Origin of the sequence: Amaricoccus macauensis (assembly GCF_049800915.1) — a bacterium.
GTDB classification, from domain to species: domain Bacteria; phylum Pseudomonadota; class Alphaproteobacteria; order Rhodobacterales; family Rhodobacteraceae; genus Amaricoccus; species Amaricoccus macauensis_A.
The window spans coordinates 131,460-144,293 of record NZ_JBNAFY010000004.1; the positions used below are offsets into that span (position 1 = coordinate 131,460).

Here is a 12,834-nt window from a genome sequence, read left to right on the forward strand (position 1 = left end):
CAAAAAAGCTCCCTTCTCGCCCAAATTATCCCGAGAATCGGAAAACTGAAATCAATTTTCCGCCGATTTTATTCCTCTCCATGCGCCGTATATCGAGTTCAGGGATCAATTAGTAGGAGCTACCTATGCAGACCATGACCTTGAATGAATACGGCCCCGAAGCCCGCTTCACTCCGGCGGACCTGCCGCGCCCGGCGGTCAAGGGAGGCCATGTTGTCGTCCGTATCAAGGCAACGAGTGTCAACACCATCGACACCATGATCCGCAGCATGGGGAAGGATCTGCCGCTTTCTCCCGACCTGCCGGCACTGTTGGGGATGGATTTTGCAGGCGTAGTCGTAGAGGTCGGCCAAGGCGTTTCCGACTTTGCGGAAGGCGATGAAGTCTACGGCTGCGCCGGTGGTCTGGCAGACATACGGGGTGCATTGGCGGAGTATATCCTTTCCGATGCCCGCCTTGTCGCAAAGAAGCCGAAGTCACTCGACATGCGCCAGGCAGCGGCTTTGCCTTTGGTGGGTATCACCGCTTGGGAAGGCCTTGAACGCTCGGCCGTCAAAGCAGGTCAAAAGGTGCTGATTCAGGGGGGTGCCGGAGGCGTAGGTCACATAGCGATACAGATCGCGAAGCACTTGGGCGCCGAAGTCTCGTCCACCGGAACGGGAGACGCCCAGTTGTCGACGATCTCCCAACTTGGCGCCAAACCCATCGACTTCATGGTGGAGAAGATCGACGACTATGTGGCATCGCACACGGGTGGCGCGGGCTTCGACGTTGTTTTCGATACGGTTGGCGGCAAGAATTTGACGAATTCCTTCGCCGCCGCGGCCTTGAATGGCCAGATAGCGACAACGGTTTCTCTGCTCGAACTCGATCTCAACCCTGTGCATTTCAAGGGACTCTCGCTGCACGTGATCTTCATGCTCTTGCCCATGCTGCACAACATAAGGCGCGAAGCACACGGCGAAATCCTGTCCAAACTGGCGGAACTTGTGGACGCGGGCGCGGTCAAGCCAATCCTGGACGAGCGCAGATTTGCGCTTGCCGAGGTGAACGAAGCCTACGAACGCCTTCAAAGCGGTGAGACGATCGGCAAGGTAGTGCTCAAAGTCTGACGCTGCATTCGCTGATTGTTTGAGAACCATAGGGGCGCTTCGGTGAAAGCCGATGCGCCCCCTGGCGTCAGACAAGCCACTGAAAGACGTTGGATTATTGGACGATGAACTCCGCGTGGAGTGCGCCGGCCGCCTTTATCGATTTCAGTATGTCGATCATGTCGTGTGCAGAAACGCCAAGCGCGTTCAGACCCGCCACGACCTCCGGAAGCGAAACCGAGGTTTCGACGATCGCCAGACCGTTGCCCGGATCTTCCTCGATCTCGGCATTGGTGCGCGGGATCACAACGGTTTCTCCCTCCGCGAACGGATTTGGCTGAACCACGAGAGGCGCTTCCTCGACACGCAGGGTCAGATTTCCCTGGGTTACCGCGACCCGGCTTATCCGAACATCCTGCCCCAGTATTATCGTGCCGGAGCGCTGGTCGACAACAACCCGTGCCCTGGTGGAGGTTTGAACCTCGATATTCTCGATCTGCGCAATCAGACGTGCGGGAGAGGACACCCCGAAAGACGCCAGATCAAGCTGAACCGTGCCACTATCGACCATCCGTGCGATCCGGCTACCAATGTCCTCGTTGATCGCGGCCTCGATCCGAGCGGCCGTGGTGAAATCCGGGTTCCGCAGTGCGAGCCGCATTTCACGCATCTGAGTGAAATCGAAACTGACCTCACGCTCGACGCGCGCACCACTCGGCACGATACCGGACGTGGGAACCCCCTGTGTCACCGTGGCGGCTTCGCCTTGTGCAGTTACCCCGCCCGCGATGATCGAGCCCTGCGCGACAGCGTAGATCTGCCCATCGGCGGCATTGAGTGGGGTCATGACAAGCGTTCCGCCCATAAGGCTCGACGCGTCTCCTATGGCAGAGACGTTGACATCGATCTGGGATCCCGCTCGAGCGAAGGGAGGCAGAACACCGGTCACGAGGACCGCTGCGACATTGCGCGCCCTAAGCTGCTCACCCGTTACGTTCACGCCAAGCCGTTCCAGCAGGTTGACTATGGCATCTTCCGTGAATGGCGAGTTCCGCAGACTGTCGCCGGTGTTGTTGAGCCCCACGACCAGACCGTAGCCCAGCAGGTCGTTGCCCCGAACGCCATCGACTTCGACGAGGTCCTTGATACGCGCAGGCGAGGCGTCGGCCGGGCCCATAAGCCCGCCGCTCGCCATGAAAGCTAAGACGAAGAATGTTCCGAGCGCCCGCAGAAAGGCCATTTATCGACCTATGTGATTAAGGAAGCTGAGGTTGGAGAGACGCGCCGTAACCGTGTAGACCGTCTCTAGCTGCGCTTCGAGAGCCTGGAACACTGTGGCCGTTTCCGTTGCATCTGCGGAAATCAGATCGACCCTCGCAAGTTCCAGCGCATCAGTCTCGGCGACGTTGTAGGCCTTCGCCGTCTCCACATGCTCCTGGTAGACCCCAATGGAACTCATGTAATCGATGAGGCCCTCGTTTGCCTGCAGCAATTGAGCTCCGGACTCGGCGATTACATCCATCTGCTCTTCTCTGTTGCCAGTCAAAGCCCCACCGGCAATGACAGCCGAAAGAGCCAGCCCCTGCAGCATTGCAACGATCTCATCGTCGTCCGCGCGTGCACCGAAGCCAATGCGGTTGTCCTCGCCGACATCCACAGCGCCCATGTCGTCCGTCGAGCCGAGATAGCCGTTGGTATAGAAAGCACCGGCCATGGGCGTCTTTGCGAAATACGCTTCCACCGTCGAGATCACGTCAGCTGCCGTGGCATCTGCGGCGACGAGCGCATCTAGCTCCGCGAGGATCGTCGCACCGGATGCGAGGGCCGCACCGTCAAGCTCTGCGCCGGCAAAAAGCGTCTGACCGTTGTACTGCCCGTTGAGGGCTGAAACGGAATTGATGAAGTCGAGGCGGGCGCCGTCGGCGAGTGTCATTGCGCCAATGTAATCGCCTGCACCGGAGGCGCTGACCATGTCGACCGACAGCTCGGCGAGCGGCTCCTGGACCCGGCCAAGTGCACCTTGCATACCGTCGAGCCGCTGCTCGACAAGAACGATGTTGCGCTCGTATGCGGCCTGGCGCGCCAGCGAGCGTTCGATCCCGTGAAGCTTGGCGAGGTTGCCCCCGGTTGCTTCGTGCAGATCGGTCTTGAGACCCGTGGAAAGTTCCTTCGATGCGGTATCCAGGGATTCCTGGATAGACCCCGCGCGACGCTGGAAGGCCTGCATACGGGCCATTTCCGTTCCGTGATAGACTTTCATCCCCTCAGATCTCCAGTATCCGCTGCATCAACTCGTCAATCGCCGACATGACCCTCGCATTCGCGGCGTAGGCATCCTCGAGAACCATGAGATGCGCGAGTTCCTCGTCGGAATCGACGCCCGTCTCGTTGATCTCGTTCTGCGCGAGGCTCGCCTGAAGACTCGAGAGAAACGACATGTCTTCGTCCGCCCTATCGGCAAGACCCGAGAAATAGGACGCAATTCCCGAGGCCATCGCGGAGGAATCTGCAGAGGCCGTCTGGTAAGTGAAACCGGCAGGACTGCGGTCGGTTGCCATGGCATCGGACATGGCCAGGACGAACTCCGTAAAGCCCTTGTCACCCTCCGATGCGGCCGAAAGACCGTCGCGAAGTCGCCAGATCTCTCCACCCTGATCCGGATCCACCGCCGTATTGATTTCGATACGACCTGCAACGCCCACACCCGCCCCGGCATCCACGAAGAGGCCGTCACCTGCGCCGTCAACGAAGCCCGCAGGCATCAGATCCCGGAACCGTTCGATCAGATCGGTTGCGAAGGCATCAACTTCTGACTGATAGTCGGGCACGACGGAATCGCGCAGCTCGAAGAGCGCCCCAAGTGAGCCGCCGTCGAACTTCCCCGATCCGATCCCGGCATCGACAGTTACGGGCCCTGCGCTCGACCCTTGATCCTGCATCAGGCTGCCCAGCGGCGCACCCAATGTCATTTCAGCGGTGACACCGCCACTGTTGGGTTCGAAGCTGAGTTCGTAGACCTGCGCGTTGAGCAGAACCCCACCATTGGTGGAGTATATTCCGATCATCCCATTGTCGCGTTTCACGGTACTGACCGGAACGATCGACGAGATGTCATCGACCAAGCGCGCGCGTTCATCCTCAAGAGAGGTCGTGTCATTTCCAAGCGTGCGTTGCGCCGCAATCTTTTCGTTGAGTTCGTCGACCTTGTGCAGCGACGCGTTCACGGTATCCACCTGCGCTGAGATTGAGTTCTCGACATCGGTGCGGATCGTGTTGTTGTCGGCGGTGACCGCGTTCAGTTTGTCGGCAATGGCCTGCGCCGAAGTCAGAACTGTCGCTTGGGCCGTGGTAGAATCCGGGCTTGCCGCAAGCGAGATCAAACCCGCTTCCATATCGTCGACTAGCCCCATGAGCGAACCGGCCTCGTTCGCAGACGTGCCTATGAGATCCATGATCTGGCTGTAAGCGCTCGAAAGGGTCGAAGCGGCGCCGAGCGACGAGTCGGCTGCGCGCCGCTCGGCAGTGACTTGTGCATTCTCCGCGCGTGAGGTTCCCACGACCGCAACGCCCGCACCCTGCCCATTGTAGAACGTTGAGGAGACCTCGGTCGTTCTGCGGGCATAGCCTGGTGTCAGTGCATTGGACACATTTTTTGCGACCGTTTCGACGAGACGCGAGTTGGCGCGAAGACCCGAAGCGGCACTGTTGAAGGCAGATGCGATACTCATGATGTGTGGAAACCCCTTAAGTCACGCGGTAGGACGCATCATCGTTTCAGATTGGTTGTTTCCTGAAGCATTTCGTCCACGGTCTGGATGACCTTTGCGTTGGAGGAATATGCGCGCTGCGTCCGGATCATCTGCGTCAGTTCGGTCGCGATGTCGGTGGTCGACAGCTCCAGAGCAAAACCTTCAACAGTACCCGTAGGTCCGTCGCCGGCTTCCCAGAGATACAGCCCACCACTTTCGGCCGAGATCGCGAAAGACTGATTATCCAGCACACTCAGTCCAGAAAGGTTCGGCACGTCCGCCAGCGGGATCTGATACAGTGTCTTCGAGAATCCGGTGGAATAGGACGCCTGGATATAGCCGTTCTCGTCGATCGTCACACCCTGATAGGTACCTGCAGGCGCGCCATCGGTCGAGACACCCTGCTGGGAGAAGCTCGACGAGAGCTGGCTCATGTACTGCGGACCACCGGAGTCCGACCCCATGCCAATCTCGATGATCTGACCATCCAGATCCATCGTGAGCATGCCGGTCGCCGAGTCGTAGACCGTGGTGTAGGCGCCTGCGCCGCCACTGTTGGTGACGACGGATCCCGCAAGGATCTGGCCTGCTGTCGCCGGCGCATCATCGAACGTCATGTCATAGTCGCCGACCGTATTGCCGCTCTTCTCATCGACGATCGTCATGTTCCAGGTATTGGTCTGCGGATCGCCGGCAGTTGCCACACCCTGTGCAGTGAATGTCACCGTGAGATTCTGGGCCGAACCGAGCGTGTCGACATATTCGAGCGTCATGGTGTGCGGATCGACAGGAGCGACCTCAGCCGTATCCGTGGCCGGGAGGTTGCCATAGAGATCGATCTGCTCGGTCGGCACCGCAGCAACGGAGGAGAGGTTGATCCGGACCGGGCTCAGGCCGGCGGTCGTGTCGCGTGCCTGCTCGGGAATGGCGCCGGACTCATCGGCTTCCCAGCCGAGCAGAACCAGTCCGCTGGACGTGACGAGATATCCGTCCTTATCGGTGCGGAAGGAGCCTGTCGTGGTGAGCATGAGGTCAAGCTCGTCGGGATTGGCCTCATAAGCGGCCATCGACGTGATCGGCAGCATTCCGCGGCCGGAAACGGCGATGTCCGTGCTGTTGCCAGTGCCCTCAAGCGCACCCTTCGCATCGATATCCCAGATGGCGTTCGTGGACACACCACCCGCAAGAGCCGTGCGTCCGCCTCCCACTGCACCGGAAGACCCGCCGGAGCTCACCGTCATTGATGCGAAATCGATGTCGGAGCGCTTGTAACCGTAGGTCTCGGAGTTTGCGATATTGTCGGCGATGGTAGAAAGCTTGTTACCATTCGCATTCAAGCCGGAAACACCGGCGTTCATCGACGTGGAGATACCCATACTCAGTCCTTTGCCGTGAGGGGCGGTCACTGGAACCCTTTACCAACCGACTGAATGCACCACTTGCCTTAATATCCCGCTAACGGGCCCAGATAGCTCTCAAATCCGCTCTTTCGCGCAACGAAAAAGCGATCGGGCCGCCTTTTGAGGGGCGGCCCGTCTGGGTAGATCAGGATCTCAGAACTCCCTCAGGAGTATGATTTCGATGCGTCGGTTTCGCGAATCGGCGGGGTCTTCCTCGATCACGGGCCCCCTGTCCGACTGGCCCGTCACCCGCTCGATCCGCGCCTCTTGCAAACCTCCAAGGATCAGAAGCTCTCGCGTGATCTGCGCACGATCGGCTGAGAGCATCCAGGGGTCGGGCGCAGGATCCACGGCCTCGGTATCTCCGGTCGCAAGGTGCCCGGAGACCGCAACCTTGTTCCCCACCCGACCGATCACCCGACCAATCATGCGCACAAGGCGTTCATAGATCGGGTTGAACCGTGTTGTCGGCCCATCAAAAAGTGGTGAGAGCGGTCGATCGAAAACCTCGATGATCAGCCCCTCGTCGGTGATCCGGGTGGCGACATGCTCGAGAAGCGGATCGGCTTCCATCGCATCGCCACTCGCGCCAGAAAGCTCTCTCTCGATTTCGGCCAGTGACGGGCTCAGCGCGTCCGCGTCTCCATCGGACTTTGGGCCGCCGGCGGCACCGGTCTCGTTCTGTGCAAGCGAATGGTCGCTGAAAAGGCTCGATCCTTCGAAGATCCCATCTCCTCCGCCGGCCCGATCATGGATCGGAACCGTCGGGCTGAAATACTGCGCCAGCCCCTGCCGGGTAACTTCATCTGAAGCATTCAGAAGCCACATGAGCAGAAAGAACGCCATCATGGCCGTCACGAAGTCGGCATAGGCCACCTTCCAGGCACCACCATGGTGACCGCCCGCGATCACCTTCTTGCGCTTGATAATAGTCACGTTGGCGGTTGAATTGCTCGCCATGACCCTGTCCCCCAATTAACCCGCAACCAACAAACACCAAAAACCTGAAACTTGGGTTACCCGGTGCTGAAAAGATTGGTGCGCTTCTTGGAATGGACGGAGAAAGGCGGCCCCACCCGCGATCAGACCGGCGCCTGATGATCCTGGACCGGCAACTCGCACCAGCAGGGAACGAGGTTGCCTTTCATTGGTCGAGCGGCGTAAACACCGCGCGCGATAGCCCGCGCAAGACAAAGGCTCGCGGCGTGTTCCAGTTCCAAACGCGCCGGAAACGGATCCCCCGGCAGTGCCTTGCTCCCGGTTGCGGCCGCGAAGACTAGGTCGCCATCATAAGGGGTATGAGATGGCACAAGCGCTCGCGCCAGCCCGCCATGCGCTGTTTCGGCCATGCGATGTGCTGCAGTCTTGTCGAGTTCCGCATCGGTCGCGACGATCGCAATTGTAGTGTTGAGAGCCGAAGCGGCCGAGTTCGACGTCAAAGACTTGACGGGCAGCGTGGCTTCCGGCGGAACCGCTTGAGGCAGCGGACCCAATCCACCGAATTCGTCGGCAATCTCGAAGGCAGCCGCCCAAAAATGCCGTGTGCTTGGGACTACGGCATTTCCGAAGGCATTCACCGCAACAAGTGCACCTACAGTAAAACCCGAGGGAGTAACGATCGATGCCGAGCCGAGCCCGCCCATGAGCCCACCCGCCATCGCCCCAGTGCCTGCCCCGATGCTGCCCAACGAAAAATTGGTCGCGACAGAAGCGTAGGCCATCGTTCCAAGATCGCGGTAGGGCGTTTCCACCCAATCCTTGCGACCGCCGTTCGCAAGGTCGAAAAGGATCGCCGACGGCACTATGGGCACAATGGCCGGACCTGCCCTGAACCCGCGGCCCCGCTCCCTGAGTACATCCGAAACCCCGGAAGCGGCATCCAACCCGAAGGCGGACCCACCAGAGAGAACCAGAGCATCAACCCGTTCGACAAGCTTGCCGGGCGCGAGCAGATCCGTCTCCCGCGTCCCTGGCGCGCCTCCCCTTACATCGACCGCAGCGACGAAGGGTTGCTCCGAAGTAAGAACTGTCACCCCCGATTTTAGCGCTTCATCGGAGGCATTCCCGACGAGAAGCCCTTCGACATCCGTGATCAGGTTGCGCGCTCCGGGTTTCATGCCAGACGGACCTCCGAGTACGATCGGCAAAACGCCGAATGGTGAACGTCATTCTTCGACCTGTAACACCCAGCGTATCGCGGCCGAACCCCAATGAATGCAATTTCGGAAATCTGATGCTCGACGCAATCCTGAGAAAACACATCGACCCCCCCCTTGACCGCATCGGCAGAACTCTTGCCGCTCTGGGGGCAAGTGCGAATGCCGTAACCATCGCCGGGCTTGCATTGGGGTTGGCGTCCGCTTTGTTGATCGCGTTGGGGGAATTCAGGTGGGCTCTGTTACCCTTGCTCGCCTCACGCATTGCCGATGGCCTCGACGGGGCCGTGGCACGTGCGACCCGACGCACTGATTTCGGCGGTTTTCTCGACATAACCAGCGATTTTCTATTCTACGGCGCCGTCCCTTTCGCCTTTATCCTCGCAGACCCCGCGCGAAATGCCACAACCGGCGGTTTTTTGCTGCTTTCCTTCTATGTGAATGGCGCGAGCTTTCTCGCCTACGCGGCAATGGCGGCCAAACATGGCTTGAGCAGCGACGCGCGCGGCTTGAAGAACCTGTATTACTCCGGGGGTTTGTTGGAAGGATCCGAAACAATCGCCTTCTTTGTTGCCATTTGCATATTCCCGCAAAGCTTTCCAATCTTGGCTGGAATATTCGCCGGCCTCTGCTTTCTGACCTGCATGCAGAGATGTCTTCACGCCTACCGGACGTTTTCATGACGCTCCAACTGCGACAATGCTGCAATCTACCGCCGATTTAACTCTGATAACTCGGTGCCCGGCTTTGACGCCTAGCATAGGCACTGCTAACACCCTGACAGTTCCGAATCGCTGGTAAAGGGTTTTCGATGACCGCGCCTAATCTTGTTCCGATTCCCGAGTTGTATGTCTCTTATGACAGCGCCGCTAAGCTTAAGCTTGAGGCTGCGGATCTCGTTTCCTGGGATCTGACTCCCCGTCAGATCTGTGACCTCGAACTCCTGATGAATGGCGGCTTCAACCCGCTCAAGGGGTTCATGAGCGAAGCCGACTATAACGGCGTCGTTGAAAACATGCGTCTGGCAGATGGTTCGCTCTGGCCCATGCCGATCACCCTTGATGTTTCCGAGGAGTTCGCGGCCAAGATCGAAACCGGTCAGGACATTGCCCTCCGCGACCAGGAAGGCGTGATCCTCGCGATCATGTCGATCTCCGACAGCTGGACGCCCAACAAGTCGCTCGAAGCGGAAAAGGTCTTCGGCGCCGACGACATTGCGCACCCGGCAGTGAACTATCTGCACCACAAGGCAGGCCCCGTCTATCTCGGCGGCCCGATCACCGGCATCCAGCAGCCGATCCACTACGATTTCCGCGCGCGCCGCGATACGCCGAACGAACTGCGCGCCTATTTCCGCAAGCTCGGCTGGCGCAAGATCGTCGCCTTCCAGACCCGGAACCCGCTGCACCGTGCGCACCAGGAACTTACCTTCCGCGCAGCGAAGGAAGCCCAGGCCAACCTTCTGATCCACCCGGTTGTTGGTCTGACCAAGCCCGGCGACATCGATCACTTCACCCGCGTTCGCTGCTACGAAGCGGTGCTCGATCAGTATCCCGCATCGACCACGACGATGAGCCTCCTGAACCTTGCCATGCGCATGGCCGGCCCTCGGGAGGCTGTCTGGCACGGCATCATCCGCCGCAACCATGGCTGCACGCACATGATTGTCGGTCGCGACCATGCAGGCCCCGGCAAGAACAGCCAGGGTGAGGATTTTTACGGTCCCTATGATGCCCAGGAACTCTTCCGTGCGAACATGGAAGAAATCGGCGTCGAAATGGTCGACTTCAAGCACATGGTCTATGTGCAGGAGCGCGCCCAGTACGAACCCGCCGACGAAGTGGAAGAAGGCGCAACCGTGCTCAACATCTCGGGAACCGAGCTCCGGCGCCGCCTTGCCGAAGGCCTCGAGATCCCCGAGTGGTTCTCTTTCCCAACGGTGGTCAACGAACTGCGCCGCACCCGTCCGCCGCGGGCCAAGCAGGGCTTCACGGTCTTCTTCACCGGCCTTTCCGGCTCGGGCAAGTCGACCATCGCGAACGCACTCATGGTCAAGCTGATGGAAATGGGCGGTCGTCCGACCACGCTGCTCGATGGCGATGTGGTCCGCAAGCACCTCTCGCAGGAGCTGGGCTTCTCGAAGGAACACCGCGACATCAACATCCGCCGCATCGGTTACGTTGCGTCCGAAATCACCAAGAACGGTGGTATCGCCATCTGTGCTCCGATCGCGCCCTATACCGCGACGCGCGCGGCTGTTCGCGAAATGATCGAAGCCTACGGTGCCTTCGTCGAGGTTCATGTCGCAACCACCGTCGAGGAATGCGAGCGCCGGGACCGCAAGGGCCTCTACAAGCTGGCCCGCGAAGGCAAGATCAAGGAATTCACCGGCATCTCGGACCCCTACGAAGAGCCGGTCAACCCGGAAGTCCGCCTGGAAACCGAAGGCAATGACGTGGACTACTGCGCACAGCAGGTTCTGCTTAAGCTTGAGAGCATGGGCCTGATCGGCGCTGAGTAAGTAGCGCCACAATTGAACGAAAAGCGCCGGTGGCCAGACATGGCCGCCGGCTTTTTTCTTTTTGCCATTCGGCTTGCCATGAGTACCCGCGCCGGCAAAAAGGCAACTATCAGATGCCACGGAATTGGCCATTTCGCAGCCGCAAACCAGCAACGCAAGAGAAACAAGCAAACTCGCCGATCTAAACGGTTAGGTGATTCAGAAACGCGAGTTCGCGCGCATCCGGCTCACAACCTGGAACGCAACCGCACCGGCAAAAAGCAGGGCCATAGCATACCATGTCAATGCGTAGGAAAGGTGGGAGTTGCGGAAGCTGACGATCGTAAGCCCCCCGCGTGGCCAGGAATCCGCCTCTGCCGAATGCTCTGCATCCACAAAAAACGGTGCGCTGCTGTCGAGCCCCGCACGCTCAGAAAGCGCCCCGAGATCGCGTGACACCCAGCGATCGATCTCCGGTCGGTTTCGCTCGAGCAGTGTACCACCGGGTTCGTCGGGCCGTAGCAGCCCGGTGACCGTCACGCTACCCCGCGGCAGGTCCCAGCCGGAAGGCTCCTTCTCATCGAGGGGGACGAAGCCACGATTGACCCAGATGATCCGCGCCCCCGTATCAAGCGGCGTCATGACCCAGTAGCCAGGGCCCAACTCGGTCACGGCCTTCACAAACGCCGTATCTTCGTGCCGGTAGGTACCCTCCATCACCACGCGGAGATAAGCGTGCTCTTCAGGGTCATAGACATTCGGCCCTGGAACCGCGACCGGCTCACCGAACGCACGCGCTTCAACGGCCTCGATCAGGTCCAGCTTCCACGCAAGACGCTGTATCTGCCAGTTTCCCAGCAGAACGAGCCCAACAACGATCCCGGCAGAAACTCCCAGGAGGAGAATGTCGACCCAACGCGCGCGCCGCTGCTCGCTCACGGCAGGTTGCGGATCCGTTCGATCTGCTCGTGGGCGGGCATCATGTTCTCGTGGAGGTGGAACATCACCCAAAGCGAACCGGCGAGCACGATCGCCAACAGCAAAACGGTAAAGAGGAGCGCCATCACCTGCCACCCCTCATCGACCTTGAGCGAGACATGCAGGAAGTAGTGCAGGTGCACGACCATTTGCACTGCCCCGAGGGCAAAGATGATGAAGATGGCCACCTCGGCACTCTCAAGTGGCCGTCCCAGCACGAGCCAGAAGGGTATGACCGTCAGAACGACGGAGAGCAGGAAGCCGATGATGTAGGATCGGAGCGAGCCATGTCCGCCCGCATGATCGTCGTGTGCGTGCTCGTTCATAGCAGAACTCCGGTGAGATAGACTAGGGAGAAGACGCCGATCCAGATCAGGTCGAGGAAGTGCCAGAACAGGCTGAGGCACATGACGCGCCGGCGGTTTTCAACATTGAGGCCATGCATTCCAATCTGGATCAGCAATACCACCAACCAGATCGACCCGGCGGTGACGTGCAGCCCGTGCGTCCCGACCAGCAGGAAGAACGAGGACAGGAAGGCCGAAGCCATCGGTGTCGCGCCCAAGTGCCAGAGATGCTGGAACTCGTAGACCTCAAGTCCGAGGAAGGCGAGACCAAAGAGGCCGGTCACGATCAGCCAGAGCACAGTCCCGCGCCGATCCCCCTTGTCCATCCGAAGCACCGCGAACCCGTAGGTGATCGATGAGAATAGCAGCATGAAGGTCGAGACGAGGATCATCTCGATTTCGAACAGATCCGCCGGAGATGGCCCTGCAGCGTAGTTCTGCCCGAGCACCGCATAGACAGCAAAGAGGATACCGAAGATGAGGCAATCGCTCATCAGATAGATCCAGAACCCCAACATCGTGGTGGTGTTGTGGTCTGCTTCGTCATCATGCCCATGCCCATGGGCATGCGGATCTTCGAGAACGAAGAATTCGTCTGTCTTGGTCATGGAGG

The 12,834-nt window shown here is 59.6% G+C and carries 12 protein-coding genes; 3 read left to right on the forward strand and 9 right to left on the reverse strand.

What is annotated here, in order from left to right; translation table 11 throughout:
- The first annotated feature begins 125 nt into the window (after window positions 1-125).
- Entirely contained in the window at window positions 126-1,112 is a 987-nt protein-coding gene (locus tag ACP15W_RS11260; protein WP_424932988.1) for a zinc-dependent alcohol dehydrogenase family protein, read from the forward strand.
- Window positions 1,113-1,206: 94 nt separating this feature from the next.
- Here ACP15W_RS11260 and ACP15W_RS11265 read toward each other — a convergent pair whose 3' ends face one another.
- The 6 genes from ACP15W_RS11265 to ACP15W_RS11290 all read right to left on the reverse strand — a co-directional run bounded on the left by ACP15W_RS11265 (window position 1,207) and on the right by ACP15W_RS11290 (window position 8,357).
- Window positions 1,207-2,286, reverse strand: a complete 1,080-nt coding sequence (locus ACP15W_RS11265; protein WP_424933399.1) for a flagellar basal body P-ring protein FlgI — start codon at window positions 2,284-2,286, stop codon at window positions 1,207-1,209.
- Between the two features lie 45 nt (window positions 2,287-2,331).
- Complete coding sequence (locus tag ACP15W_RS11270) at window positions 2,332-3,351, reverse strand: hypothetical protein (protein ID WP_424932989.1); 1,020 nt, start codon at window positions 3,349-3,351, stop codon at window positions 2,332-2,334.
- Window positions 3,352-3,355: 4 nt separating this feature from the next.
- A complete protein-coding gene (gene flgK / locus ACP15W_RS11275) occupies window positions 3,356-4,819 on the reverse strand; it encodes a flagellar hook-associated protein FlgK (protein WP_424932990.1) in 1,464 nt (487 codons plus the stop codon).
- A 38-nt stretch (window positions 4,820-4,857) separates the two neighbouring features.
- On the reverse strand, window positions 4,858-6,216 hold the full coding sequence (locus ACP15W_RS11280; protein WP_424932991.1) for a flagellar hook protein FlgE: 1,359 nt from the start codon (window positions 6,214-6,216) through the stop codon (window positions 4,858-4,860).
- Between the two features lie 177 nt (window positions 6,217-6,393).
- A complete protein-coding gene (locus ACP15W_RS11285; protein WP_424932992.1) occupies window positions 6,394-7,200 on the reverse strand; it encodes a flagellar motor protein MotB in 807 nt (268 codons plus the stop codon).
- A 122-nt stretch (window positions 7,201-7,322) separates the two neighbouring features.
- Window positions 7,323-8,357: a P1 family peptidase gene (locus ACP15W_RS11290; protein WP_424932993.1), complete on the reverse strand. Its 1,035-nt coding sequence runs from the start codon at window positions 8,355-8,357 to the stop codon at window positions 7,323-7,325.
- Between the two features lie 116 nt (window positions 8,358-8,473).
- Here ACP15W_RS11290 and ACP15W_RS11295 point away from each other — a divergent pair, with 116 nt between their 5' ends.
- Together ACP15W_RS11295 and ACP15W_RS11300 are read left to right on the forward strand one after the other, a co-directional pair.
- Complete coding sequence (locus ACP15W_RS11295) at window positions 8,474-9,079, forward strand: CDP-alcohol phosphatidyltransferase family protein (RefSeq protein ID WP_424932994.1); 606 nt, start codon at window positions 8,474-8,476, stop codon at window positions 9,077-9,079.
- A gap of 128 nt (window positions 9,080-9,207) precedes the next feature.
- The gene (locus tag ACP15W_RS11300; RefSeq protein ID WP_424932995.1) at window positions 9,208-10,917 is read left to right on the forward strand and encodes a bifunctional sulfate adenylyltransferase/adenylylsulfate kinase; all 1,710 of its coding nucleotides are present in this window, start codon (window positions 9,208-9,210) and stop codon (window positions 10,915-10,917) included.
- 198 nt (window positions 10,918-11,115) lie between these two features.
- Here the strand turns inward: ACP15W_RS11300 and ACP15W_RS11305 are convergent, their stop codons facing one another.
- Genes ACP15W_RS11305 through cyoC form a run of 3 tightly spaced genes read right to left on the reverse strand, consistent with a single transcriptional unit; the run spans window position 11,116 to window position 12,829 of the window.
- Window positions 11,116-11,835 carry an SURF1 family protein gene (locus ACP15W_RS11305; protein ID WP_424932996.1) on the reverse strand — a complete coding sequence of 240 codons (720 nt, stop codon included), beginning with the start codon at window positions 11,833-11,835 and terminating at the stop codon, window positions 11,116-11,118.
- Window positions 11,832-12,200 (reverse strand): cytochrome o ubiquinol oxidase subunit IV, encoded by a 369-nt coding sequence (cyoD, locus tag ACP15W_RS11310; protein WP_424932997.1) that lies wholly within the window; start codon window positions 12,198-12,200, stop codon window positions 11,832-11,834. The genes ACP15W_RS11305 and cyoD overlap by 4 nt, the downstream gene beginning before the upstream one ends.
- Window positions 12,197-12,829 carry a cytochrome o ubiquinol oxidase subunit III gene (gene cyoC / locus ACP15W_RS11315; protein ID WP_424932999.1) on the reverse strand — a complete coding sequence of 211 codons (633 nt, stop codon included), beginning with the start codon at window positions 12,827-12,829 and terminating at the stop codon, window positions 12,197-12,199. The genes cyoD and cyoC overlap by 4 nt, the downstream gene beginning before the upstream one ends.
- Window positions 12,830-12,834: the final 5 nt, after the last annotated feature.